Annotated in this window: 19 protein-coding genes and 2 riboswitches; of the genes, 9 read left to right on the plus strand and 10 right to left on the minus strand. The window is 43.1% G+C overall.

Going from position 1 to position 24,670, the window contains the following annotated elements:
* Nucleotides 1-156: 156 nt before the first annotated feature.
* Nucleotides 157-477 (minus strand): YcgL domain-containing protein, encoded by a 321-nt coding sequence (locus ACR63T_RS08980; RefSeq protein ID WP_201569565.1) that lies wholly within the window; start codon nt 475-477, stop codon nt 157-159.
* 369 nt (nt 478-846) lie between these two features.
* Nucleotides 847-977, plus strand: a riboswitch (glycine riboswitch).
* Nucleotides 978-1,033: 56 nt separating this feature from the next.
* A riboswitch (glycine riboswitch) is annotated at nt 1,034-1,179 on the plus strand.
* A gap of 172 nt (nt 1,180-1,351) precedes the next feature.
* Between ACR63T_RS08980 and gcvT the strand changes: the two genes are divergently transcribed.
* The 5 genes from gcvT to ACR63T_RS09005 all read left to right on the plus strand — a co-directional run bounded on the left by gcvT (nt 1,352) and on the right by ACR63T_RS09005 (nt 7,956).
* Nucleotides 1,352-2,527 (plus strand): glycine cleavage system aminomethyltransferase GcvT, encoded by a 1,176-nt coding sequence (gene gcvT / locus ACR63T_RS08985; RefSeq protein ID WP_305898511.1) that lies wholly within the window; start codon nt 1,352-1,354, stop codon nt 2,525-2,527.
* Between the two features lie 117 nt (nt 2,528-2,644).
* The gene (gcvH, locus tag ACR63T_RS08990; protein WP_201569569.1) at nt 2,645-3,025 is read left to right on the plus strand and encodes a glycine cleavage system protein GcvH; all 381 of its coding nucleotides are present in this window, start codon (nt 2,645-2,647) and stop codon (nt 3,023-3,025) included.
* 124 nt (nt 3,026-3,149) lie between these two features.
* Nucleotides 3,150-3,935: a nitroreductase family protein gene (locus ACR63T_RS08995; protein WP_201569571.1), complete on the plus strand. Its 786-nt coding sequence runs from the start codon at nt 3,150-3,152 to the stop codon at nt 3,933-3,935.
* Between the two features lie 102 nt (nt 3,936-4,037).
* Nucleotides 4,038-6,938, plus strand: coding sequence for an aminomethyl-transferring glycine dehydrogenase (gcvP, locus tag ACR63T_RS09000; RefSeq protein ID WP_472783758.1), 2,901 nt, complete (start codon nt 4,038-4,040; stop codon nt 6,936-6,938).
* Between the two features lie 343 nt (nt 6,939-7,281).
* Complete coding sequence (locus ACR63T_RS09005) at nt 7,282-7,956, plus strand: esterase/lipase family protein (RefSeq protein ID WP_472783759.1); 675 nt, start codon at nt 7,282-7,284, stop codon at nt 7,954-7,956.
* A gap of 9 nt (nt 7,957-7,965) precedes the next feature.
* On the opposite strand, the gene ACR63T_RS09010 is transcribed toward ACR63T_RS09005, so the two are convergent.
* The 4 genes from ACR63T_RS09010 to ACR63T_RS09025 all read right to left on the minus strand — a co-directional run bounded on the left by ACR63T_RS09010 (nt 7,966) and on the right by ACR63T_RS09025 (nt 12,031).
* Nucleotides 7,966-9,270, minus strand: a complete 1,305-nt coding sequence (locus ACR63T_RS09010; RefSeq protein ID WP_472783760.1) for a ribonuclease D — start codon at nt 9,268-9,270, stop codon at nt 7,966-7,968.
* Nucleotides 9,271-9,595: 325 nt separating this feature from the next.
* Nucleotides 9,596-10,189, minus strand: coding sequence for a recombination mediator RecR (gene recR, locus ACR63T_RS09015; protein ID WP_305898515.1), 594 nt, complete (start codon nt 10,187-10,189; stop codon nt 9,596-9,598).
* Between the two features lie 207 nt (nt 10,190-10,396).
* On the minus strand, nt 10,397-10,726 hold the full coding sequence (locus tag ACR63T_RS09020) for a YbaB/EbfC family nucleoid-associated protein (RefSeq protein ID WP_305898516.1): 330 nt from the start codon (nt 10,724-10,726) through the stop codon (nt 10,397-10,399).
* Nucleotides 10,727-10,849: 123 nt separating this feature from the next.
* Complete coding sequence (locus tag ACR63T_RS09025; RefSeq protein WP_472785263.1) at nt 10,850-12,031, minus strand: O-succinylhomoserine sulfhydrylase; 1,182 nt, start codon at nt 12,029-12,031, stop codon at nt 10,850-10,852.
* A 632-nt stretch (nt 12,032-12,663) separates the two neighbouring features.
* On the opposite strand from ACR63T_RS09025, the gene ACR63T_RS09030 reads away from it, so the two are divergent.
* The 3 genes from ACR63T_RS09030 to dusA all read left to right on the plus strand — a co-directional run bounded on the left by ACR63T_RS09030 (nt 12,664) and on the right by dusA (nt 16,865).
* Nucleotides 12,664-14,322 (plus strand): phospholipase D family protein, encoded by a 1,659-nt coding sequence (locus ACR63T_RS09030; RefSeq protein ID WP_305898517.1) that lies wholly within the window; start codon nt 12,664-12,666, stop codon nt 14,320-14,322.
* 211 nt (nt 14,323-14,533) lie between these two features.
* Nucleotides 14,534-15,793 carry an MFS transporter gene (locus ACR63T_RS09035; RefSeq protein WP_472783761.1) on the plus strand — a complete coding sequence of 420 codons (1,260 nt, stop codon included), beginning with the start codon at nt 14,534-14,536 and terminating at the stop codon, nt 15,791-15,793.
* 97 nt (nt 15,794-15,890) lie between these two features.
* On the plus strand, nt 15,891-16,865 hold the full coding sequence (dusA, locus tag ACR63T_RS09040; RefSeq protein ID WP_472785264.1) for a tRNA dihydrouridine(20/20a) synthase DusA: 975 nt from the start codon (nt 15,891-15,893) through the stop codon (nt 16,863-16,865).
* A gap of 40 nt (nt 16,866-16,905) precedes the next feature.
* On the opposite strand, the gene ACR63T_RS09045 is transcribed toward dusA, so the two are convergent.
* From ACR63T_RS09045 to ACR63T_RS09060, 4 genes are all read right to left on the minus strand, one after another.
* Entirely contained in the window at nt 16,906-17,736 is an 831-nt protein-coding gene (locus ACR63T_RS09045; RefSeq protein WP_472783762.1) for a lysostaphin resistance A-like protein, read from the minus strand.
* Nucleotides 17,737-17,843: 107 nt separating this feature from the next.
* Nucleotides 17,844-18,725 carry an alpha/beta fold hydrolase gene (locus tag ACR63T_RS09050; protein WP_472783763.1) on the minus strand — a complete coding sequence of 294 codons (882 nt, stop codon included), beginning with the start codon at nt 18,723-18,725 and terminating at the stop codon, nt 17,844-17,846.
* 91 nt (nt 18,726-18,816) lie between these two features.
* Entirely contained in the window at nt 18,817-19,863 is a 1,047-nt protein-coding gene (gene sppA, locus ACR63T_RS09055; protein ID WP_472783764.1) for a signal peptide peptidase SppA, read from the minus strand.
* Nucleotides 19,864-20,078: 215 nt separating this feature from the next.
* The gene (locus ACR63T_RS09060) at nt 20,079-23,078 is read right to left on the minus strand and encodes a ComEC/Rec2 family competence protein (protein WP_472783765.1); all 3,000 of its coding nucleotides are present in this window, start codon (nt 23,076-23,078) and stop codon (nt 20,079-20,081) included.
* A 201-nt stretch (nt 23,079-23,279) separates the two neighbouring features.
* Here ACR63T_RS09060 and ACR63T_RS09065 point away from each other — a divergent pair, with 201 nt between their 5' ends.
* On the plus strand, nt 23,280-23,858 hold the full coding sequence (locus tag ACR63T_RS09065) for a DUF2062 domain-containing protein (RefSeq protein ID WP_472783766.1): 579 nt from the start codon (nt 23,280-23,282) through the stop codon (nt 23,856-23,858).
* Nucleotides 23,859-23,957: 99 nt separating this feature from the next.
* Here ACR63T_RS09065 and lolD read toward each other — a convergent pair whose 3' ends face one another.
* Nucleotides 23,958-24,638: a lipoprotein-releasing ABC transporter ATP-binding protein LolD gene (gene lolD / locus ACR63T_RS09070; protein ID WP_201569600.1), complete on the minus strand. Its 681-nt coding sequence runs from the start codon at nt 24,636-24,638 to the stop codon at nt 23,958-23,960.
* Nucleotides 24,639-24,670: the final 32 nt, after the last annotated feature.

Consider the following 24,670-nt stretch of genomic DNA (forward strand, 5'->3'; position numbering starts at 1 on the left):
TAATGAAAAAGTTGTACACTCTAATAAGCGCTAGTTTATCACGACTTTATAGACCATGTTAAACATTAACTACCTATCAAGATAAGCTTTATCAGCAACTAACTGTCAGTAGCTAACCATCAATAACTCATCCTTATGACAATAGCAGTGACAATACTAATCATAAATATTATCTTGAGCCTCGCGAGCACGCATCTCAGCTTGTTTACGCATAACGTCTTGCGGTGGCAGCTGTACAAAGTAGCCTTGCGACTGCAATTTTGCTAATACTTCCTCTTTATCGACTCGCGCCAGCTTTGGGGTAGCGTCTAGGTCTAAATGCATCACAAACTTACTAACACCCAAACCGGCCCGAAAGTCTTTTGGCAACACGCTTAGCCAATCTTTGATCTCGTCAGTATCATTAGGATAATCTGGACGAGCAATATAAACATACATATCATCATGCTTAGGGAATTTATAAATATCACAATGCATAGAATAGACCTCTATAAGAATGGAATTTGAGCAATGTATAGGTAATGGTTGCTAGCCTAGCATAAATCTCTTTTATATCAGTAGTGACATTATGTATGACGTATGAGTAGCATTATCGCTTTTACCTTAACCGTTCATACGTTGGGCATCGGACACAAATTTTTTGCAAGTAATACAGATAGATTAATAGGCAAAAGTCAGTACATGATTTTATCTATACTTTGACGCCTGAGCACTATTATGTTGTAAATACTATGCCACTATAAATCTAAGTAGCCATAAATTAGCCATAAAACTAACTTTTTATAGCAGTTGTTACTTTTAATCTATTTAGTGACTTGTAAAAGGCCGGTGAACCTTTCATAATAATAGCGTTTCTCAGGAGAGTGTTTTGCGGCAAAGCGCAATATTTATTATATATATTGTCAGAATACGCTGCAAAACCACCGAAGGCGCATCTACCCTGCCAATCGCTCAGGTAAACGGACTGAAAAACGCATGTCACTAATATTTATTTGCAGTTTTTATTTTTAAGCTGTCATCATAAATACAACGGCATAACAAATCTGGAGAGCGGTAAGGATGATTTTAATCAATGCCTTACCCACCGAAGGGGAGAAAACGCGATATCCGACGTATATCTGATATATTGTTAGGATAGTTCGTGTTGAAAATCTCAGGTCACAGGACAGATAGGGCTATAGTTCAACGAGACGTTCAGCGTTTTGTTGACTGACGGCTTTATTTTATGACACTCTTGGTAGCGATAAAGCTTAGCACTGACGCCTAGCCCTATTGCTTCTCATTACTTTAACATATCAGTTTTGCGACTTTTATAGAGCGCATTGATGTTATGTATATATAAGGATTCGTTATGACCGATACCCCTTCTCAAAGCTCTGCAACTCACGCCCCTCAGCGCACTCCTTTTTATCAGTCTCATGTCGATAGCAATGGCAAATTAGTAGACTTTTCTGGTTGGGAGCTGCCAATCAATTACGGCTCACAAATCGAAGAACACGAAGCGGTTCGTACTGACGCGGGTATGTTTGACGTCTCTCATATGGTCATCGTCGATGTTACAGGCGCAGATGCCAAAGCATGGTTACAAAAACTGCTGGCCAATGATGTTGATAAATTAAAGCTAGTGGGCAAAGCGCTCTACTCGCCTATGCTCAACGAGCAAGGTGGCGTCATCGATGACTTAATTGTTTATTTATCAAACGAGGCGCAAACGGCTTATCGTATCGTCTCAAACGCAGCAACTCGTGATAAAGACATTGCACAGTTCCACAAGGTTGCTGAAGGTTTTGATGTCAGCCTTACTGAGCGTACTGAGCTGGCTATGCTTGCGGTTCAAGGCCCTAATGCGGTTGAAAAACTGGCGCAAGCTAAGCCTGCTTGGGCGGATACTTTAGCGCGTATAACGCCTTTTGTTGGTGCTGATCTCACGGATATCGAAGGACAGGATTGGTTCGTAGCGCGTACTGGCTATACTGGTGAAGATGGCGTCGAAGTTATCATGCATGCCGATGACGCGCCTGCCTTTTTCGAACAATTAAAAGCAGCTGGCATTACCCCTGCTGGCCTTGGCGCTCGTGATACTCTACGTATGGAAGCGGGCATGAACCTATACGGTCATGATATGGATGAGACCATCAGCCCGTATGAGTGCAACATGGGTTGGACCTTGGCGCTAAAAGACGAGCGTGATTTTGTTGGTCGTGAAGCCTTAGTCAGTAAGCGTAAGCAAGCTAAAGAAGACAACACTGCTATGAAGCAAGTTGGCTTACTATTGACGACTCGTGGTGTCATCCGTGAAGGCATGGCAGTGACCATCAATCAAGGCACGGATAACGAGCAAACGGGTATTATTACTAGTGGTACTTTTTCTCCAAGTCTAAAAAATTCTATCGCTATTGCCCGTGTTCCTATGAGCTTATCAGAAGATGATAGCGTGCAAATTGACTTGCGTGGTAAAGGTAAATTCGTAGACGTACGTGTTCTAAAGCTGCCTTTTGTACGTAATGGCAAAAAGCAATTTGACTAGTTTTCGTTTTATTGATAATTGATCAAAATCTTGAGTTAACGTTTTGACTAAGTAAGTGGGTTAGTCATAGAATATGATTAATCATTTTTATTTTAATAATCCTCCAAGGAGTCTTTTATGAGCAACGTCCCAGCAGAATTAAAGTACATCGCTAGCCACGAATGGTTACGTTTAGAAGACGACGGCACTATTACCGTTGGTATCACTGACCATGCACAAGACTTACTAGGTGATGTGGTATTCGTTGAATTACCAGATGTAGGCGATACTATCGCTGTTGATGATGAGATCTCGGTGGTCGAATCAGTAAAAGCGGCCTCTGATGTTTATGCGCCAATCTCAGGTGAAGTCGTTGCTATTAACGAAGCGCTAGAAGATGATCCTGAAATCATCAACTCTGATCCTTATGGCGAAGGGTGGTTCTTTAGAATGAAGCCTGACAACATGGCAGACTATGAAGCACTACTTAGCGCTGAAGAGTACGAAAACGAATTATAAGCTTTATAAGCCAATTCAAACTTAACCAAATAGCTAGTTGCAGATATTAGCGTCAGTTAGTATCTGCCATCATTTACAACCCTCACTCGCTGTCATCTAACGTTATCTTGTTCTGGAGTCACTTATGAAACCAGCTGATACTAGTCATGACCATATTGCTGCTGATATAAACGGCAACGATATGGCAACCCCTAATCATACCCCGCAACTGCAAGCCTTTCAGCAAGTAGTCGAGTCACGTCGTTCAGTGCGCCGCTTTACTGATACTCCGATTCCTGATGCGGTGTTGGCAGATTGTCTACGTCTAGCTATGCTCGCGCCAAACTCAAGTAACCTACAGCCGTGGGAATTCTATGTGATAGATAGCGTAGAGAAGCGTAAGCTGGCTGTTAAAAACTGTATGAATCAGAACGCTGCGAAAACCGCAGCACGTTTGATCGCTGTCGTCGCTCGTACAGATACTTGGCATGAACACGCACAGCAAGTGTTGCGTGAATACCCTACGAACCCTGTACCCAAAAAAGTCAAAGATTACTACACTAAAGTTGTGACCTTAGACTTTTTACGGGGACCAGTAAACGCACTATCGGTTGCCAAATGGAGCGCTACGCAAGTGGTTAGACGGGTCAAAGGGCCAATAAAATCGCCTTATTATACCTTTGATGATGTCAAAAACTGGGCGACTAATAACACCGCTTTGGGCGCCCAAAACTTAATGCTTGCATTACGCGCTCATGGTTTTGATAGCTGCCCGATGGGCGGTTTCGATGAACCTGCGATGAAGCGCTTATTAAACTTAAGCGATGATCATCATATAGTGATGATGATTGGTGCCGGCGAACGTGCTGATAATGGTGTTTACCATTCTCAGTTTCGCTTTAATCAACAGCAGTTTGTGCATTATGTTTAGTATTAAAAGTTGCTTTTTAGGCTGATATTATTCAGCTTGAACCCTTTTTATTTATTCTTATTATATCTTCAGCTTGCTTTATAGAAGCTAACAAGGATTATTATGACCAGCTCTTACAGCCCTACCTTTGATACTTTTGAAGGTTTATTTAATGAGTCAGAATTTGTCTATCGTCACTTAGGCTCAAACGACAACAAACAAGCGGATCTACTTAGCGCCATCGGCTATAAAGAAATGTCGGCTTTTATCGATGATACCGTGCCAGAGCCTGTTCGTTTGCATAAAGAGTTAGATTTGCCATTGGCTATGAGTGAGCACGCCGCCCTTGCCAAACTACGCAAAATGGCGGATAAAGTTACCGTTAATAAAAGCTATATCGGTCAAGGCTACTCGCCTGTACGCATGCCAGCGGTTATTCAACGTAACGTATTAGAAAACCCAGGCTGGTACACCGCTTATACACCGTATCAAGCTGAAATCGCTCAAGGTCGCTTGGAAGCTTTGCTTAACTTCCAACAAGTTTGTATTGATCTGTCTGGTCTTGAGCTTGCTGGTGCCTCACTACTTGATGAAGCGACTGCCGCTGCCGAAGCGATGGCGATGTCAAAACGTATGAGCAAAAGCAAATCAACTCAGTACTTCGTTGATGACCGCGTCTATCCACAAACCTTGGATGTCATGCGTACTCGCGCCAAATATTTCGGTTTTGAAATCGTTGTTGGTGATTTTGAATTGGCTAAATCTGGCGATTATTTTGGGGCGTTTTTCCAATATGTTGGTCGCGAGGGTGATGTCAAAGATTTAACCGACGTTATCAGCGCTGTCAAACAAAACAAAACTTACGTTGCGGTTGCTAGTGACATTATGAGCTTAGTATTGCTCAAGTCCCCTGCCGATATGGGTGCTGATGTGGCTCTAGGTAGCACGCAGCGCTTTGGTATTCCTATGGGTTACGGTGGTCCACACGCCGCCTATTTTGCTTTTTCTGATAAAGCTAAGCGCTCAGCGCCTGGTCGTATCATTGGGGTGTCAAAAGACGCGCAAGGCAATACGGCACTACGTATGGCACTACAAACTCGTGAGCAGCATATCCGCCGCGAAAAAGCCAACTCAAACATCTGTACCTCACAAGTATTGTTAGCTAACTTAGCTGGTATGTATGCCGTCTATCATGGCCCTACTGGCGTGAAGCGCATCGCCACTCGTATCCATGCCTTCGCGACGGCTTTCGCCGATGTCATTACTACGGCTAAAGGCGATAACCAACTCAGTGTCGTGCATGAGCAGTTCTTTGACACTGTCGTTGTTGATTGTGGCTCTGAAAAGCTTGCCACCCAAATCTTTGAAAATGCGGACAATGTTGGCTATAACTTATGGCGTCTTGATGAGACCAAATTAGGCGTCGCCTTTAGTGAAACCAGCGATCAACAAGACTTCAATGTCTTGACTCAGCTATTCGTTAACAAGTCACATAACTTACCTGAGACAGCAACCGTTTCTTTAGATGCGGAGCATTTACGTACGGATGATATCTTGACCCATCCCGTATTTAACTCGCACCATACCGAACATGAAATGCTACGCTATCTTAAGTCTTTAGAAGATAAAGATTTGGCTATGAACCGTAGTATGATTTCATTGGGTAGCTGTACGATGAAGCTCAACGCCACTAGCGAGATGCTACCGATTACTTGGCCTGAATTTGCCAACGTTCATCCGTTTGCGCCTTTAGATCAAGTCAGTGGTTACATTGAGATGATTGATAGCTTGCAGGAGCAGCTCAAAGCCATCACTGGTTTTGATGACGTTTCTATGCAGCCAAACTCAGGGGCTTCTGGTGAATATGCTGGTCTATTAGCCATTCGTCGTTATCATGAGTCACGTGATGAGACTAATCGTGATGTCTGTTTGATTCCGCAGTCAGCCCACGGCACCAACCCTGCGACCGCCATTATGATGGGCATGAAAGTCGTTGTCGTTAGAACAGATGATAACGGTAACGTCGATATTGATGACTTAACCGCTAAGGCTGAAGAGCACAGCGCCAATCTTGGTGCCTTGATGATCACTTATCCCTCGACGCATGGTGTATTTGAAGAAGGTATTCGTAAGATTTGTGACCTTATTCATAGTCATGGCGGTCAAGTCTATATGGATGGCGCCAACATGAATGCTCAGGTCGCTATCATGCAGCCTGCTGACGTTGGTGCTGACGTACTGCACATGAACTTGCATAAAACCTTCTGTATTCCTCATGGCGGCGGTGGACCAGGTATGGGTCCTATCGGTATGCAAGCGCATTTGGCACCATTTATGGCGGATCATACGTTGATACCTGTGCATAATGCTCAAAGAGGCAACTCAGCGGTATCAGCAGCGCCTTATGGTTCAGCAAGTATTCTACCGATTTCATGGATGTATATTGCAATGATGGGTCGTGATGGCTTATTAAAAGCGACTAATTTGGCACTACTCAATGCTAACTATGTAGCGGACAAGCTAAAGAGCGTCTATCCGATTCTTTATGCTGGCAAAAACGGCCGCGTCGCGCACGAATGTATCATCGATATTCGCCCACTCAAAGAAGAAACAGGCATTACTGAAAGTGATATCGCTAAACGCTTGATGGATTATGGCTTCCATTCACCAACGATGAGCTTCCCAGTATCAGGTACGCTTATGATTGAGCCGACTGAGTCTGAATCTAAAGAAGAGCTAGATCGCTTTATCGATGCGCTGATCGCTATCCATGCAGAAGCTATGAAAGCCAAAGCTGGCGATGATGGCTGGACCTTGGAGGACAACCCATTAGTCAACGCACCGCATACGGCTGCTATGATTACTGATGGTGAGTGGTCACATCCTTATAGCCGTGATACGGCAGCGTTCCCACTCCCTTATATACGTAATAATAAGTTTTGGCCAAGCGTTGCCCGTGTCGATGATGCTTATGGTGATAAGAACCTAATGTGCTCATGCCCAAGTATCGAAAACTATATGTAGTACGGCATTGAAGGTTGATAAGTCAGCCTTCCTTAATCATAAAAACCTCCAAGTCAGTCACTGATTTGGAGGTTTTATTTTACTTATGAAATAGCCATCCAGCATTGCACTAAATACTTATAGCAATAGTAAATTTTGGTTGTTGTAGGCTGCGGCTTTAGCCCAGCAAAAAGCTATGCAAAACCGTTTCTTCAAATACTGAAAAACAGCTTACAAACTAAACAATAAGCTATAATGTAATAGTTAACATAGGCAAAAACGCTGTGTTAAAAACCCAACCTATGGCACGATAATAAAAGCGTTCATTAAATTAGAACGTTCAATAACTTTTCTGGATGGTAATATGAGCCAAAAAAACCTCGTTATTCTTATTCATGGTCTTCATCAAGCGCCCTTCATTATGCGTCCAATGGCAAAGTGCTTACAAACCCAAGGCTTTGCTACTCATCAATTTAGTTACCGCAGTATGCGCGATGGTATTAAAGTAAATAGTCAGCGTTTAAACGCTTGGCTTAAAGTCAATCACAACCCTGCAAAGCCCTTTGATCTTATCGGGCATAGTTTAGGTGGGCTAATTATTCGTGACTTTATAGCGCATTATCCTGAGTGGAAAGTTGGTCGCTGCGTAACCTTGGGTACACCGCATAACGGTAGCGTTAGTGGTGATTATATTTGGCAGCTACTCCCTGCTATTGTAGGCAAATCGTATGAGCAAGCTTTAGATGGTACGGTTGCACCGCTGCCAAAAGGTATTGAGCTTGGCGTTATAGCTGGTAATAAAGCGCAGGGTTTGGGACAACCTATCCTAGCCTATCATAATCGAAAATTGCGCAAAGCGGACGTAGAGACACCCTTAGAAAAGCTCGCTCATGATGGCACGGTCTATATCTCAGAGACTAAACTTGATAGCGCCTCTGATCACATTATCCTGCCTGTCACTCATACTGGCATGTTGATCGATAAAAACGTCGTACAGCAAGCTATTTACTTTTTAATACATGGTGAGTTTGAACGGTAGTAAGACAAACTACTTAACGCCCATCCCCTGTTTAAGCTCAACCTTATGTGCCTCAATGACTGGAATTAAAGTTTGAATAACCCAGTCATGACGCCACCCTTGCAAGCCTAAAGTCAATTCTGACAAGTCTTTATCATAGGCAATCACTTCATAGAGTTGACTCAGCCACTTTTTACGCATTAATACGCTCTCTGGCACACCGATTTGTTCAGCTTGAGTTGCGACAGCTTGTTGTACCGCTTTTGACAGCACTTTATTTTTTGAGCGATAAGGCGCTGGCAATAACTTTGGATGTTCAGCAACAGACAACGCTTTGGCATCGGTAATAATCTTTAATAGCTCTTCGCCATATAGTCTGAGCATACTGCGATGCATTGTAGTTTTATGAGCAAGCTCGCGCATAGTGCTCGGCTTTTCGGTGATAATCTCACGCACCGCTTGTTTTTTGATGACAAAGGTGCGCGGTTGATTGGTCGCGCGCGCCAGTTGTTCACGCCAAGTCGCCACCGCCTGCAATATCGCCATTTGCTGCGAGTTGTAGCGATAATCTGCCATGGTTAGATACATAGCGTCGTCTTCAACGTGCTGAGTAGCGTAAAGCTCAGCGGCATATAGCTGACAATCCGCCCAGACATAATCATATAGACCCTGTGACTTTAGCGCATACTCGATGCTCAAATAGAGTGCTGGCAAAAAGCGCACGTCATCGATCGCGTACTGCTCTTGCTCATCTGATAATGGACGACGTAACCAGTCAGACTGGCTCTGCTCTTTATCGATATGCATATCAAGCTGGTCATCGAGCGCTTGTTGATAGCCCATTTGCAATTGCCCAGTCAAATAAGACAGCGCAATTTGAGTATCAAAGATATTGGTCAGTGGCGGGCAACCTGAGAGTAAATAGAATATCCCCAAATCCTCACCACAGGCATGCCAAATGGCGACATCGACTTCGAGCAGTGCTTGCCATAGCGCGTCAAGTTGCAACTTTGGCGCATCTATAAGGTAAACATGATCACCTGTATTAAGCTGCACGAGCGCCAAGATCGGATAATAAGTATCACGCTTGATAAACTCAGTATCTAGCGCCACACGTCCGCAGCCTTCTAGCGCCTCAATGACTTCATCTAGCTGATACTGTTCACGTATCCAAGTGACTGCTGCTGCGTCAGCAATATCAAGCAAGGCGTCAATATCAGGCTCTACAGGCAAAATAGTTAGAGCAGTATTTTTTGCAGCATTATCTTTATTAATTGTAGAATTAGCAATAGTAGGATCGTCTTGTGGAACTATAGCGGTTAGAGAGTCTGACACGGGCAGATACCTGCTTTTATTAGTTTAAAGTTGATTGGTTCAAAATACAGGGCTTTGATTATAACAACAATAAAGCGCATTAAACATTCACAGATAGTTATTTGTGAATGTTTAAACACACACTGCTTCATCGATAACCGTAGGGTGCATTCTATGAACCAACAAATCTTGAAAACTAAGTTTGATGTGAGTAATAATTGACTAAATTATATCGAATAATACAAACAAAAAAGCTAGGTTAAAACCCAGCCTATAACGGTATTTAAATGACAATATTATTCAATTTGATGCATTTTATAAATTGCTATAAATCAAATTCTACAGCCTATAAAAAAGAGCGATTTTGCAAAGCCTGTCCTAGCGTCATACTATCTAAATATTCCAGCTCACCGCCCATCGGCACTCCTTGCGCTAGACGCGTGACTTTAGTTACATGACGACTCACCGCTTCACTAATAAAATGCGCGGTAGTCTGCCCTTCAACCGTCGTTCCCGTAGCTAAAATAACCTCCTCAACAGGCTCTTGCTTGACCCGCCATACTAGTTGATCAATATTTAAGTCATCAGCGCTGATACCATCGATAGGTGATAGATGTCCACCGAGTACAAAATAACGACCACGGAAGCCCGCGGTTTGCTCAATCGCCATCACGTCAGCGGCGGTCTCGACCACACACAGTAGGTTATCATCGCGCCTTGGATCTTGACATAGCGGGCAGATATTATCATCGCTAAAGCTATGACAGCGCTGACATTCAACGATATCGCGCATTGCCTCGTCAAGCGCTTGGGCGAGCGCCATACCTTGTGGGCGTTTTTTAGTCAATAGATGTAGCGCCATACGTTGAGCGCTTTTCTGTCCGACACCTGGTAATACTCGTAGCTGTTTAACTAACTGATCAAATTTTGGAGTAAGCAAAGCACCTTCCTTTGTTTGGCTGTCTTTATATAGAATAATATATAAAACAACTGTTATTCACAGTCGATAAAATCTTAAATACCAGCTATAAAAATGGGGTCGTATCGTCACGATAACAACCCCATTACAGCTCAATAGCAACTTAAACTGTCAGTATTTTCAAGCGCTTAGCACTAATATACTTGCTGTAAAAATTAAGACCAGTGCTTAGAACATCCCTTGCATACCTGGTGGCAGACCCATACCTGTTGTCGCGCCAGCCATAGTTTGCTCATATAGCTCATCGGCTTGACGCACCGCATCATTGATAGCAGCGGCGATAAGATCTTCAATCATATCAGGCTCATCTTCGAGCAAGCTTGGATCAATAGTTAAGCGCTTAACCACATGACGACCTGTCATAGTAACTTTTACTAGACCGCTACCCGCTTCGGCGTGTACTTCTTTATTAGCCAGCTCTTTTTTAGCAGTCTCAACGTTCGCTTCAACTTTCTTTTGCATGGTCTGTGCTTGTTGCATTAATGCTTGGATATTCATAATGGCCTCTTATGTGATGAGATAATAAAAATTATTTGTCAGTGATATATAGGGTTTGACTCTACTGTTTTAAAGCACAATTATTTAAACCACTATTATTATGATGCGATTATAACGTTATCTTTACAAACTGTCCAAACCGCGTGCTAGATCCTTGATGATATCTTCAATATCCTCAAGCCCAACAGATAAACGAATCAGGCCATCTTTCACGCCAGCATCAGCACGATCTTTAGGCGTTAAGCGAAAGTGCGTCGTTGTGGCTGGGTGAGTGATCGTGGTTTTGGCATCGCCTAAGTTGTTAGTGATAGAGATCATATTGGTTGAGTCGATAACATGCCATGCTGCGGCTTTGGCATCGAGGTTATCAGTTGCGACAACTTCAAAGCCCATAATCGCCCCAAAGCCGTCTTTCATATGATGTTGAGATTTTGCCAACTCGTGCGCAGGATGACTTGGCAAACCTGAGAAATGCACGGTCGTCACCTTAGGGTGATTATCCAAAAACTGTGCCACTTGATTGGCATTAGCGCAGTGCGCTTGCATACGCAATTTGAGAGTCTCTAAACCTTTAGTAAATACCCAAGCGTTAAATGGACTCATGCTGATACCGCCTGAGCGTACTACGGTAAAGGCCTCTTGCATTAGCGCATCGTTACCGACCAATGCGCCGCCAAGCACTCGGCCCTGACCATCTAAGTATTTAGTTGCCGAATGAATCACCACATCCGCGCCCAAATCAAGCGGACGCTGAATAGCAGGCGAACCAAAGCAGTTATCGACGACTAACAGAATATCACTGGCTTTGCATAGCTTACTCAAAAATCTAATATCACAGATTTGTGCTAACGGATTACTCGGACTTTCGCAATAGATCAGCTTAGTATTAGGCTGAACGGCTTGCTCCCAAGCGTCATTATCGAAGCAATCAACGTAACTGACTTCAACGCCAAACTTAGCCATGTAATTGTTGAATAGACCAATGGACGAGCCAAATAGTTGATTTGCCGCGAGTAGATGATCACCAGATTTAAGATAAGCCAAGCACATCGTTAAGATCGCACCCATACCAGAGGCCGTTGCGACCGCGCGCTCGCCATTCTCAAGCGCAGCAAGGCGACGCTCAAAGGTGCGCACGCTAGGATTAGTATGACGTGAGTAGACATTACCCGTCTTAGTGCCATCAAAGTGTGCGGCAGCATCACTGGCTGAGGTATAAACATAGGAGCTGGTGGTAAATATCGCCTCTGAATGTTCGCCCTCATCAGTACGATGCTGGCCTGCACGTACCGCGATGGTTTGCATACCGTAGTCTAAGCTCAAATCTAGCGCATCAGAGCGCCAATTTGGATCTAAGTGGCTGGCATTATCTTGTTGGGTCGTATCTTGTTGGGCTGTGTTAGGCGTGTGTTTCGGTGTTGATTGACTCATAAATGTTCCAGTGCGGTTATAAGAAATGCCATTTATAGGTTAGGATTATTATTTTACAGAGGTCACTCGATATTTAATAGTTATAGGTCATACTCTTAGTCGATGTTGACTAAGGCGTATCTTTAATTTGACCGTAGCAGACTAAATGAGCTAAAAATGAGCAGCAAAAACAAGGTTTATCATATCATGGCACTGTGACTAACACAGCTGAATTTGATAGTCCCACTATTTGCAGTCCCACTAAAAGCCATATTGGAATAAAAGCTTAGATCTTAGCTATTTGGGCACGACATCCTCTAGTCAAATAGCTTGATTATATACTGGTTATAGTAAAAAATTAACGTATTTATTATAGGCATACCTTGCTGCACCTGTTAAGCTTGCGGGCATTGTCATCTACCCTATCAGCGGTGTTATTATAAGCGCTATATAACGTGAGTAATGATATCCATCTACAATAACGATAATAAGTTATAACCCGTTAAGCTCATCAAGGTAGACCCACTATGTTGACGTCCATCATATCAAACACAGTACCAAGTAAAGTACCAAACAAACTATCACTGAGTCTGGTACTTGGTATATCTTTAAGCTTGAGTGGCTGCCAAATTTTGCCAAAACAGCCGCACTTGCCAGATAGTAAAGCATTATCTGCGCGAGTCAATGCGTTGTATCAGACCAGCCAACCACAGCAGCCAAGCAATGGGCTAAGCTCGAGCGACAATACCGATTTGGTAACCGCTATCAGTGCACAAAACCAGATTCATCCTGATCTATCTGGCTACCATCCTATTGTCACAGGGGCTAATGCTTTTGCGGCGCGTAGCATCCTAACAGGGATGGCCAACCGTAATATCGATGTGCAATATTATATTTGGCATAACGATCAGGCAGGTCAGCTATTATTAAAAGATCTTTGGGAAGCTGCTGAACGTGGGGTTATTGTCCGTCTTTTATTAGACGATTTTAATAATACCGCCACATTTGATCAGCATCTCTTGCGTTTTGCCAGTCACCCTAATATCGCTGTGCGTATTATCAACCCACTTATGCATCGCAAATTTCAAGCGCTAAACTTTGTTACAGGCTTGCCACGTATCAACCGACGCATGCACAATAAAAGTATGACTTTTGATAAGCAAATCACTATTATTGGCGGCCGTAATATCGGCAATGAGTATTTGAGTAACGATCAAAGCAGTCAGTTTGCTGATCTTGATGTTCTGCTAATAGGCAAAGTGGTCGCGGATATTGATAATAGCTTTATAGATTATTGGTCATCGCCTATATCTTTTGATGTCCAGACTTTGGTGAATCTTGATAAAGACGCAAGTAGCGACTTTTTGAGCAATTTAGATCAGCTAGAGGATGATAAGAGTCAACCTCGCAGTAGTTTATCGATGTATCGATCTGCCATTGAGGACTCCTCTATTGATACCGATATTATTAATAAGCGTATCCCTTTTCGCTGGACAGATATGCAGTTCTTGAGTGACGATGTCGGCAAATTGACCAAAAGTGTATCTGCTGATACTAATTTAGTTGCGCAGCTACGCACGCTTCTAGGTCGTCCCTCAAAGCAGCTGACTATTATTTCTTCCTACTTTGTGCCAACCAAAGACGGAGTAAATACTTTAGTACAATTGGCTGAATCTGGTATCAAGATTAAGATTTTAACCAATTCATTCGATGCCACTGATGTTACCGCTGTGCATTCAGGCTACAGCCAGTGGCGACCTAAGATGCTGCGCGCTGGCATAAAAATATATGAGCTCAAGTCCACTGCCAGTGAAGAGAAGCGTGAGAATAAGCTGTGGCGCGCCCGTAGCCAGTCATCAACCAGTTTACATGCCAAAACCTTTGCTATTGACGACCATCAAGTCTTTATTGGCTCCTATAATGTAGACCCGCGCTCTGCTAATATCAACACCGAAATGGGCGTGATCATTAATGATGATGAGCTGGCACGACAACTGCACGAAGCGCTTGATGACGATCTGCTAAACCAAGCCTATGAGGTCAAGATATTAGAGGGCGGCGAGCTACAATGGCACACGATAGTAGATGGCAAACCGGTTATCTATGGCGCTGAGCCTAAAGTGGATATCGCCGATCACGCTTGGCTAACTATCATGTCTTGGCTACCTATTGATTGGCTTCTTTGAGCTTAAATTTTGAGGCTAACTTAACTTTAAATATTAAGACCTTAAAAGTTTAACATACCTTAAAATCATAACTTACTTTGCATCATAATTTTTTACAATAAACGCCCTCATTATTTCTATAATAGTGAGGGTATTATCATTCAACCTAGAGATATGTGACCTAATGCCCTCTCGTTCTGAATATGCGCTGATGTCCTCAAAGGATAGAAACATGATGTTATTCATCTGTTTTAGTAGCGCTATAGTATTTTTTGATTTTTTGATTTATTTATACATGGCAGACTTTATTTCATTGACCTTTTTTCCTGCTAATGTTGATCCTCGTATTACTAAGCTGCAAGGTTTAGGTCTTTTTGTCGTAGGCTATTTGGCTCGGCCTTTAGGCGGAGTAATCTTCGGTCGTTATGGTGATATTAAGGGTCGTAAACCCGTATTGTTATTTAGTTTATTGATTACTGCGGCTAGTATGCTTGCGATCAGCTGTCTGCCAACTTATGCTCAATGGGGCTTTATAGCACCCGTTTTATTTATTATATTGCGTCTGATACAAGGTATGGCTTTTGGTATCTTTGTTCCGGTCACTTGGATTTTCGTTGCTGAGCATGTGCCAAGACAGTATTTATCTATTGGTTGTAGCTACGTTTCAGCCAGTTTTTTTATTGGTGTGCTGTTGTGTAACGCTTTTTTTGCATGGTTTACTAGCTCTATGACGCCAGATCAGCTTATTAACTATGGCTGGCGTATTCCCTTTATAGTTGCCACAGTTTTGAGCTGTCTGCCCTTATTGGCATGGCGTTTTATCAAAGAGTCACCGTTTTTTATAGAGATGCAACGATCAACACCGCAAGGTTACGTGGCAAAACCACTTACTCTACTCTTTAAGCATTGTAAACACTCTATCTTTATAGGCCTAATGCTCACCTTAGTGATCTCTAGTGTTATTACCGTTATCGTCTTAATGTTGCCCGGTTTGATTGAGCTACGCTTTAGCTTAAATAACGATCTATTCGATTTTTCCCATAGCCTCGGTATAATTTTTCTGCTTTTTGGCTGTGTCTTTTATGGATTTATATCTAATTACGAGAACTTCGGTAAAATCTTAGTGATCGGTTGTCTATTACTAATCGCGCAAATGTTTGCTTTTTATTATCATCTGCAAGCAAGTGGCAATTATATTTTGATTATGTATGCCTTATTAGGATTTTGTGCGGGCATAATAGGCATGATCCCTGCTGTATTGTTACAGCTATTTCCAACCGATGTACGTCTGACAGGTTTTGCGTTTTCTTACAACGTTATGTATGGGATTGTTGGCGCTTTAGTTCCCTTTGGACTTACCTACGCTACGGTTTTTGTGAGCTTCTCACCAGCGCTTTATATTGCCTTTGTTGGTTTAATCGGCGTAATAATGGGACTGTACTTTTATCGTTTACCTGAGTTCAAGCGCATAAATGCGGTTTTACAGCAATAATTGTCTCTTACATAGAATTTATCAGTAAAAAACTATCAACAACATCTTTTAATTATAAAAATATAAAATTATAGAAGCATAGATAAGGACAATAATGATGAAAATAGATATGAGCAATAAGCGCCTGTCGGTCGCACCTATGATCGACTGGACAACGACAGACTATCGTTATTTTGCTCGACTATTTAATCCGCATGTCTATTTGTATACCGAAATGATTAGTACGGGTGCGCTGCTATATGGCAATCGCGCGCGGCACTTGCGTTTTGCCAAAGAGGAGCATCCTCTTGTCTTACAGTTAGGCGGCGCGGACACCACAGAGATGACGCAGTGTGCACAGTTTGCCCAGCAATATGGCTATGATGAAGTCAATATAAACGTCGGCTGCCCATCAGATCGCGTTCAGCATAATAAGATCGGTGCTTGCCTTATGGCTGAGCCAAATACAGTAGCTGAGCTAGTCCAGCATATGCAAGCGGCAGTCGATATTCCAGTGACAGTTAAGCATCGGATCGGTATCGATGACTTTGACAGCTACGAGTTTATGGCGCAGTTTGTCCAAACAGTCGCCGATAGTGGTTGCACGCGCTTTATTGTCCATGCGCGTACGGCTTGGCTACAAGGACTGAGCCCAAAACAAAATCGTGAAATCCCGCCCCTGCGTTACGACGACGTTTATCGCCTTAAGCAGGATTTCCCTGAGTTAACCATTGAGATCAACGGCGGTATCGAAACTGTTGAAGATATAAAGACGCATCTGCAATATATAGATGGCGTGATGATTGGTCGTGCGTTTTATCATAATCCTTATCTGCTAGCAGAGGCCAACAGCTTATGGAATCAGCCGATACCTAAGCGCTCAGAGATTTTGGCGCAACTGTATCCGCATTTGCAGAGTCAAATCGCTAAAGGTGAGCCGCTATCGACTATGGCAAGGCACTACCTAGGACTATTTCAAGGACTCAGTGGCGCGCGCAAATGGCGTCAAGCGCTCAGCGGTAAGCCAAGTTTGACCATTGCCGATATCGAAAAAGCTGCCAATGAGGTACTGCTGCTCAATCCTGATGCTTAGGCTATTTTAAAGGGCATCAAACACGCCCTAATATGTAAAATCAGAGCTTATCAGATAAATACAGCCACATTGCCGCACCATTATTGATGATATGCAAGAGTATTGGCAATAATAACGAGCCTGACTTATAGCGAGCATAACAAAATATTAAAGCCAGTACGACAATGGTACTAATCTCATAAAGACCATACTGCAAATGAATCATCGCAAAAATCAGACTAGTCACTATGCTTGCAATAATAGCGCCCCAAAACTTTATTAACTGCTTTTTAGGCGAAGTCGATGATTGCTCTAATACCTGCCCTGCAAACTGCTCGCTAATAGCACGCCATAACAACCCGCGAAAGATTAGCTCTTCATAAATAGGTGCAACTATGACTATTGCAAATACTAACAGCCATACTGAGCTTACCGACTGATATAACGGCTCAACAAAATCTGATGGCGCTTTATCCAGCCAATATGTCAACGCTTGACTGGCGATCATAAATAGCAACAACACCCCAAACATGGCTATGCCCAATGCTAGCGAGAACGGCTTAAGCGCTAAATAGTGACGGCTATTGCCGCCTTTTATGCTAATAATCGCTACACTTAGCAGTGATAGAATGAGCAAGCTGACTATGATAGATAAGCTAACTATCGTGCCATCACTACTGCCTATATAAAATATATCGCCAATGGTTAAGCTTTTACTATTCGCTAGTACTAACTTACCTGCTAAATAAACACCGACGAGTTGACTGGCAAAAAATGCAATCACTATGCCTACAATAAGGACCACTACCCCAAAGCGTGAGAATAAAGGCTCGGGGATTGCTTGCTTATTTAAAGCGTTTGGCCCGGGGCTGTTTTTTAAGGTATTTGGCATAGCAAGCTCATTCAAAAGATTACTTAATTAGTAAGAGGTTCTTATTATTAGTCATTTTTATCAAAGAAGCGGCACATAAATAGTAGTAAAAACGAATTACTCTAATTCTATACTTGCTGTGCGATAAGCGCTAAAACTTGCTCAGCTACTGACTCTGGATGCTCCAACGGGAACATATGGCCGCCCTTATGGGTTTGATAGTCTATCCCTAGACGAGACTTTATTTGTTGTGGGAAGCGACGTTTTAAAAAGATACTATCCTCGCCAATAATCAAAGTCACAGGTGGCTTTGGCGCTCGGTTCGGAGTGAGCCAGTACAGCGATGGATTAGTACGAAATACCGCAACTTCGCTAGACTTCGGAATAGCTAATGTCACTTTACCATCGGCACGCTCATCCAAACCATGCTCGATATAACCTACAAAGCTGCACTCATCAAAATGCTTAAAAAAGCCTTTGCCGCGTAAACTCTGGTAAGCGTCTGCCCGACTATCCCACACATCACGGCGATGCTTAGAGATACCCGCTGGCGAGAGTTTATCCATGAGCCGATGATTCATCAGGGGTAGTCTATCCGTGGTTTTGGCCAAATGCCATAGCAAACTTGTCTTGCCATACAGCCACGGCGGATCTAACAATACGGCTTGGCTAAAGTACTTGGGCGCACGATATAACGCCTGTAGCGTACACATGCCGCCGAGTGAATGGCCTACTGCAACTAGCTGCTCAACTCCGTGCTTGTCGCAAGCCGCTTGCACACTATCGACCACTTGCTGAGTTAAGCTGCGCCAATGATTATCAACGGGATAATCAGGATGATTGCCCAACATCGCAATATATTCGATAGTGAAAAAATCCGTTAAACCTATAAATAATGGCTCATAAACCGCACTTGGCATACCGTTGGCATGAGCAAAATGTAGCACAGGCTTATTGGTCAGTTTAGATTTAGGTAGCGCGGCAAAGCTCTGCGCGTCGATAGCACTCATAATTTATTCTCATTGAACTTTATTGGGGGCTGTCCGCTAGATAATAAAAAGCTGAGCCATAATTTATAGCCCAGCCTCATTGTTATGAATACTAACGCATCTGCGCGTTAGAATCCTCTTTAGGTAGAATATCAAAATTAATGCTAGAGCCTACTCCTGCGCCCATCTTAATAGCAAAGCGATCCATAAATAGCTGGAACGGATCTGCAGGCGTATAGTTGACAACATTATCAAGCTCTAATTGCTTCTCTAAAGTGCTGATACTGCCCGTCTTATCCGCTAAGCCTAACGCGATAGACTGCTCACCTGTCCAAAACAGCCCTGAAAACAGCTTATTTTCCTCGGCATTTTTGAGACGGTCGCCACGGCCTTCTTTTACTGCATCGATAAAGTGCTTATGAGTATTGGCCAACACATTTTCGACATGTTGCGCCTCATAATCTGTCAAGGGACGAGTCAAGCTTAAGATATCTTTATACTCGCCTGCGGTAATCGTGCGATCTTCGACGCCAACCTTATCCATAAGTCCTTCAATATTATAGCTTGGCATAATTACGCCAATGGAACCCACTAAGCTTGAAGGATTGACATAGATCTCATCCGCTGCTGAGGCGATATAATAAGCACCTGAGGCGCCAATATCACCGATTACTGCGTAGAGCTTCTTATCAGGATACTCAGCGCGCAGATCCATCATCGTCTGCCAAATCTCATCGGACTGTACAGGCGAGCCGCCAGGCGAATTGATATCGAGCGCTACTGCTTTGGAATTGGTGTTCTCAAAAGCACGAGTCAAAGCTTTATTAACATCATAAGCATTAGCTAAATCATTAGTACTGATGGTGCCTTGTAGCTCAACAACGGCTAAATGCGGCTGGCTGGTATTGACGCCTTCAATAGCAGAGGAATCATCGCTACTACAGCCACGACCAATGGTCAAAAACACCAATAGAATATAACCAAAGGTCAGGAGCTTAAAGAAGATACCCCAGCGCCGAGCTCGACGCTGCTCTTGGACACTAGCGAGTAAAGTGTTTTCAATAAGACGCCATTCTTGTCCCGTTGGCTGTTGCTGCATTGGTGCGGGCTGATTGACATTATCAGAACGTTTATTGGGATCTGGTGGCCAATTGGGCATATAACTTCCTAGGTTAGAGACAATATAAAACGCTGCAAATATAAGAGTATTAGCTGGCTAGATTTGAAGAGCTGCCAAAACAACCGTTAAAATTTTACTACTATTTTTATGCAGCTGGTTAGTTATGGTGTTATTTACCTTAAGGTTCAATAGCGCCAGCATAACAAAACTAAAAAAATCTAAAGTAGCTTTATTGTGCAAATTTATCATCATTTTTATTCTATGGTTTGCTCCTGATTGTTAGCATTGCTACCAGCATTATCATCAAGCGCAAATGCTGTCTCTAGCGTTTTGTTATCGTAGCTCAATACTTGCTGGACTTGCTGAGCTATTAATACAGTCTTAGGTACGTTTGAGCCACTATGCGCCAGCCACGTTGTCTGCATTGTATTGCTAATATTGTCAGTGCTATTTATCGCACCGCTTGCGCTAACTAATGATGTATCTACTGTACATAATAGTGACCATAATTGCCAAAGCCGCTGATGAGTGGATGCATCTAGCACTAGACGCGATTGATTCGTTACAGCTTGCGGATTTGCTAATGGACTAGCATCTGTTCGGCTATCAATGTTATCGGTATTTGACACACTAGCGTCCGTTAAGTGCTGACTTATTAGTACGGGCGATTGCAAAGGATCAGCCGCGTTGTATTGTAAGATACGAATAGGCTGGTCACTGTTTATAGCTAAGCTACAATCCCAAACGCTGGCATCATCTATAGTGCTCCAACCCGTTAGCGCTTGTATTTTTAATTTACTATCTCCTGACTGCCAAGTTTTATCTGCTATGCACTCCTGCATGCTAATCGAGGGCTTTTCGTCATTATTCAAACCATTTGCAACATGAGTTTTACCTGCTTGCCAATAGTGCTTAGTAGGTAGATTTTGGCTTAATTGCATAGCGGTTTCAGCCAACAATGTAGCGTCCGTTTGCACGACTATACCCTCTAAGCGTTTGATCGTTAGCGTGCCTAATTGCTGCTCCAATATAGCGGCAAGCTTATCTGAGCTTAGTGTACTTGCCATAGTACGCGTGTCTTTAGGTCTGTGATCGGCTAAAATTAGCCAACTGATACTTTGTGGCTTTGCTTTATTATCATTAGAAACGGTGTCGACAGGATATTGCATAACAGCAGCGCTTATATAACTATCGTTGGTCGGTAACACATATAACGTCGGCGTAAAGGTTATTGCTTGTTGATTGGCGTAGACGGTCATTATTAGCAAGCTAAGCGGTGGTAATGCCAGCCAACGACTGAGCAGTCCGCGTGGTAGCAGCCAAGGTATCAGCACTAGTCCTGCCATTATTAATATAGCGCTATTGACTGGGGTATAGAGCCAAGCTTTACTCAGCGCTGGCATACTGGTAAGCCAAATTATCAGCTCATGTAAGCTACTAACTAAGCTAATCACCAGCGCCCACAGACTTGTGGCAATACTAGGCGCTATCAGATAACACAGCCCTGCCAGTAGATTGAGTGGGACGATAACCCAGCCAAACAGCCCAATAGCGAACAGATTAATGACTAAGCCCCATAATGAAGCTTTGCCAAATAGCATTAAGGTAATCGGCAATAACGCTATAAATAACCAACATTGCAGCTTAAATAAGCGCTTAAAACTGACGTAAGCTTTAGCAAAATTACTATCTATCAAACCCTGCGGTTGCCTAGCTTTAAGGTCAGATCGCATATTACCCTGACTATCTTTATCGTTAAGACTAGCGTCATACTTTAAAATTAGCGCTACTGCGACAAAAGATAACCAATAGCCCGCTTGCCATAGCACGTAAGGATCAATCCATGCCATTATTACTGCAAGCGCTAGCAATACCCGCATAGTACTCACAGGTAATAGAGTCAAACGCATAGCACCAATAGCTAAGAGCATCCATGCAGTACGGGCGGCGGGTACATCAAAGCCTGTAAATAGTGCATAAACAAAAGCGGCGCTGATCATCACTACCCAACGCACTTGCCAGCGTGGTACATAACGATATAAGGTTGGAAAATATTTATCAAAAATCAATACCGCTAGCGCCGCCATGATAATCGCTAAAAATAAAACATGAGTACCCGAAATAGCCAGCAGATGCGAGATACCTGCCAGCTGATATAAGTCTTTAGTTTCGCGATTAATTAGGCTTCGATCACCAGTTAATAAGCTTAGAGTGACCGCACGAGCTTGCTGCTGATCAGGCGTAAATGATGACCAGTCTTGATAAAATGTCTGTCGTAATTGCCAGCGTCCTTGATCAATACGCGTGCGAATACGCTTAAGATAAGAGTCTGCAGAGGATAAGTTTTTAAGCACTGTGTTGCTTTCGTCAACACTATTACCAAATGGCTTACCAACACTTAGTATAGTGGCGGCCCCATCGATATGCCGAGCCCGTAGCCAGCGATAACTATCAAAGCCTGTTGGATTGTCAATAGCGTCCTGCGAGCTGGCAAGCGGTGCTAGAGCCATACTCATTAGTACTTGATCGCCTGGTTGTAGAGCATTGAGGGAGTCAAGGTTGCTAAAGTCAGTAGATTTTTTGGGATAAGCACTGAGTAAAATACGATGTTTTGACAGTGATGCGATATTGTTTTGGCTATTGCTATTTTGACTGCTATTACTATCATCGCTACTTCTAGCCAGCACTTGCTCAAGTGTTAGACGGTTCAAATCCTGCGCACTAAGTTCAGCTATTAGGGGCGCTATATAGCTAATGGTTGCAACCTGTCGATAGCCACTGTTATTAGCTGGGTCGTAAACACTATCGCTTATGCCCTCGATTGTGACTAGCGCTTGTACTCGCATAGCATTAGTCACTTTTGTATCTTCTGCTTGGCTATGGCTGTGCAGAACTTGCAAGCCGCTACCGACAACGAGTAGTAATGCCAGCAAAGCCATTAGTGGATAACGCAGAATACGAGACAGTGACTTTATGAGTGCTGGATTTTGAGAAGATGTTTTAGTTAAGATGGATTGCTTTTTGCCAGTTAATTGATCGACAGCTTGTACATTTATCTTGTCACTAGAAACTATACGCCATTTGCACCATTGACTGATGAATAGTAAAATCATAGCAATAACGATTAAAAAAGGCCAAATAGTAAAGTAAGCCGACGCCTCAGAGAATGGACTCATGGGCAATACTGAGTCGCCTGTAACAGCTAGTGTCGCCATCATCAGCACCAGAATAAGGATGCTCAGTAACCAGTACACTAGCGGCCCCCTTAACATAAGCTGTAGTCATAGCAATTGTATTTATATTACCCTATACTGATTAAGATTGTTGCCACGAATAAACCTTACAGTACCTCTATTTTTTTGTATACCCTATTCATTTCGACTATCTTTTTTAAATCATTTTAGACATGATCTACTTAGAGTAGTGCACTATGCACAATAATCAAAGGCAAGACTGTGCCCAAAAAACAGCTTAAAAATCTGCTGCCCACGCCTGAAAAGATTCTTGAGAGTCGTAGCCTAAAATTTTTTGCCCCGCATTTAAAAGATGCCAGATTATGGCAGTTCAATCGTCACAGCTTGAATAAAGCCGTCTATATTGGGGTACTCAGCGCTTTTTTCCCTTTGCCAGGACAGATGTTACTGGCCTTGATAGGTGCGTTGATTTTCCGAGCTAACGTGCCAATGGCACTTGGACTGACTTGGATTACCAATCCACTTACTACCCTGCCTATATTTTATGCAGGTTATTGTATAGGGGCAAAGATTCTAGATGTGCCGATGATCAGCCTGAGGCTGATTGGGCGGATGATTACTGACTTTAGCTTATGGATTATAGCAGGTGGCGCCAACCCTTTTGTCACTTATAAAGGTGTGGTATCGCTCGGCGCTTTTTGCTTGGGGCTGACGCTATTAGCTATTATCAGTAGTGTGATTTGCGGCTTAGCATTTAAGGCTATCTGGCGATATAAGACAGTGGTTAGCTGGCAAAAACGGCCACAAAATCTAGCCAAAAAGCGTAAGTTAGATCAATAAAAACCAGCCTCTTAGGAATATAAATTACTATTCCTAAGAGGCTGGTTTTATCTACAGAAAACATTTGGCATTAATCAAATTAAAAACTACTGATCAAACCTAATACTCTTCCCAATGACCATTACGTAGTAATAGCTGACGATCGGCCAAAGCGGCTAGACTACGATCGTGAGTGACCATGAGTAATGCTGTCTGCATCGTGCTTTGCAGCTCAGATAACATCCCAAATACACTTTGGGCATTATCATAATCCAAATTACCCGTAGGCTCGTCCGCTAATATAAGCGAGGGTTTTGTCACCAAAGCGCGTGCAATCGCCACCCGCTGACGCTCACCACCTGATAACTCACCTGGCCTGTGCTGCAAGCGATGACCTAATCCTACGTTTTCTAGAATCTCGACCGCCTGCGCACGTGCCTCAGTGGTCGACACTTTTGGGCGCATAAGCAGTGGCATTGCTACGTTTTCTATCGCTGTAAACTCAGCTAGTAGATGATGGAATTGATAAATAAAGCCTAAATGCTGGTTGCGCATTGCGCCGCGTTCAGTCTCATTCATATGATTGAGACATTTGCCATGTAGCCAGACCTCACCGCTCGTTGGTGTATCGAGTCCACCAAGTAAGTGCAACAAAGTACTCTTGCCTGAGCCACTAGTACCGACAATAGCAACACGCTCGCCAGGATTTATTGATAAATCTAGACCCGTCAATACTTGAGTGCGCACCGCACCTTCATCGTATATCTTACTAATATTAGTCGCTGTCAAAATAGCAGACATCGCGTTTCCCTTTTATTAATATTACTCGTTAA

Source organism: Psychrobacter sp. M17(2026), assembly GCF_055699815.1.

Excerpts from the sequence above, each read along its gene's own strand:
- gcvH (WP_201569569.1), top strand. The coding sequence starts at position 2,645 with ATGAGCAACGTCCCAGCAGAATTAAAGTACATCGCTAGCCACGAATGG.
- ACR63T_RS09025 (WP_472785263.1), bottom strand. The coding sequence starts at position 12,031 with ATGCAAACCATCGCGGTACGTGCAGGCCAGCATCGTACTGATGAGGGC.
- ACR63T_RS09045 (WP_472783762.1), bottom strand. The coding sequence starts at position 17,736 with ATGCCAAATACCTTAAAAAACAGCCCCGGGCCAAACGCTTTAAATAAG.
- gcvP (WP_472783758.1), top strand. The coding sequence starts at position 4,038 with ATGACCAGCTCTTACAGCCCTACCTTTGATACTTTTGAAGGTTTATTT.
- ACR63T_RS09005 (WP_472783759.1), top strand. The coding sequence starts at position 7,282 with ATGAGCCAAAAAAACCTCGTTATTCTTATTCATGGTCTTCATCAAGCG.
- ACR63T_RS08980 (WP_201569565.1), bottom strand. The coding sequence starts at position 477 with ATGCATTGTGATATTTATAAATTCCCTAAGCATGATGATATGTATGTT.
- lolD (WP_201569600.1), bottom strand. The coding sequence starts at position 24,638 with ATGTCTGCTATTTTGACAGCGACTAATATTAGTAAGATATACGATGAA.
- ACR63T_RS09050 (WP_472783763.1), bottom strand. The coding sequence starts at position 18,725 with ATGAGTGCTATCGACGCGCAGAGCTTTGCCGCGCTACCTAAATCTAAA.
- ACR63T_RS08995 (WP_201569571.1), top strand. The coding sequence starts at position 3,150 with ATGAAACCAGCTGATACTAGTCATGACCATATTGCTGCTGATATAAAC.
- ACR63T_RS09030 (WP_305898517.1), top strand. The coding sequence starts at position 12,664 with ATGTTGACGTCCATCATATCAAACACAGTACCAAGTAAAGTACCAAAC.
- gcvT (WP_305898511.1), top strand. The coding sequence starts at position 1,352 with ATGACCGATACCCCTTCTCAAAGCTCTGCAACTCACGCCCCTCAGCGC.
- sppA (WP_472783764.1), bottom strand. The coding sequence starts at position 19,863 with ATGCCCAATTGGCCACCAGATCCCAATAAACGTTCTGATAATGTCAAT.
- dusA (WP_472785264.1), top strand. The coding sequence starts at position 15,891 with ATGAAAATAGATATGAGCAATAAGCGCCTGTCGGTCGCACCTATGATC.
- ACR63T_RS09020 (WP_305898516.1), bottom strand. The coding sequence starts at position 10,726 with ATGAATATCCAAGCATTAATGCAACAAGCACAGACCATGCAAAAGAAA.
- ACR63T_RS09035 (WP_472783761.1), top strand. The coding sequence starts at position 14,534 with ATGATGTTATTCATCTGTTTTAGTAGCGCTATAGTATTTTTTGATTTT.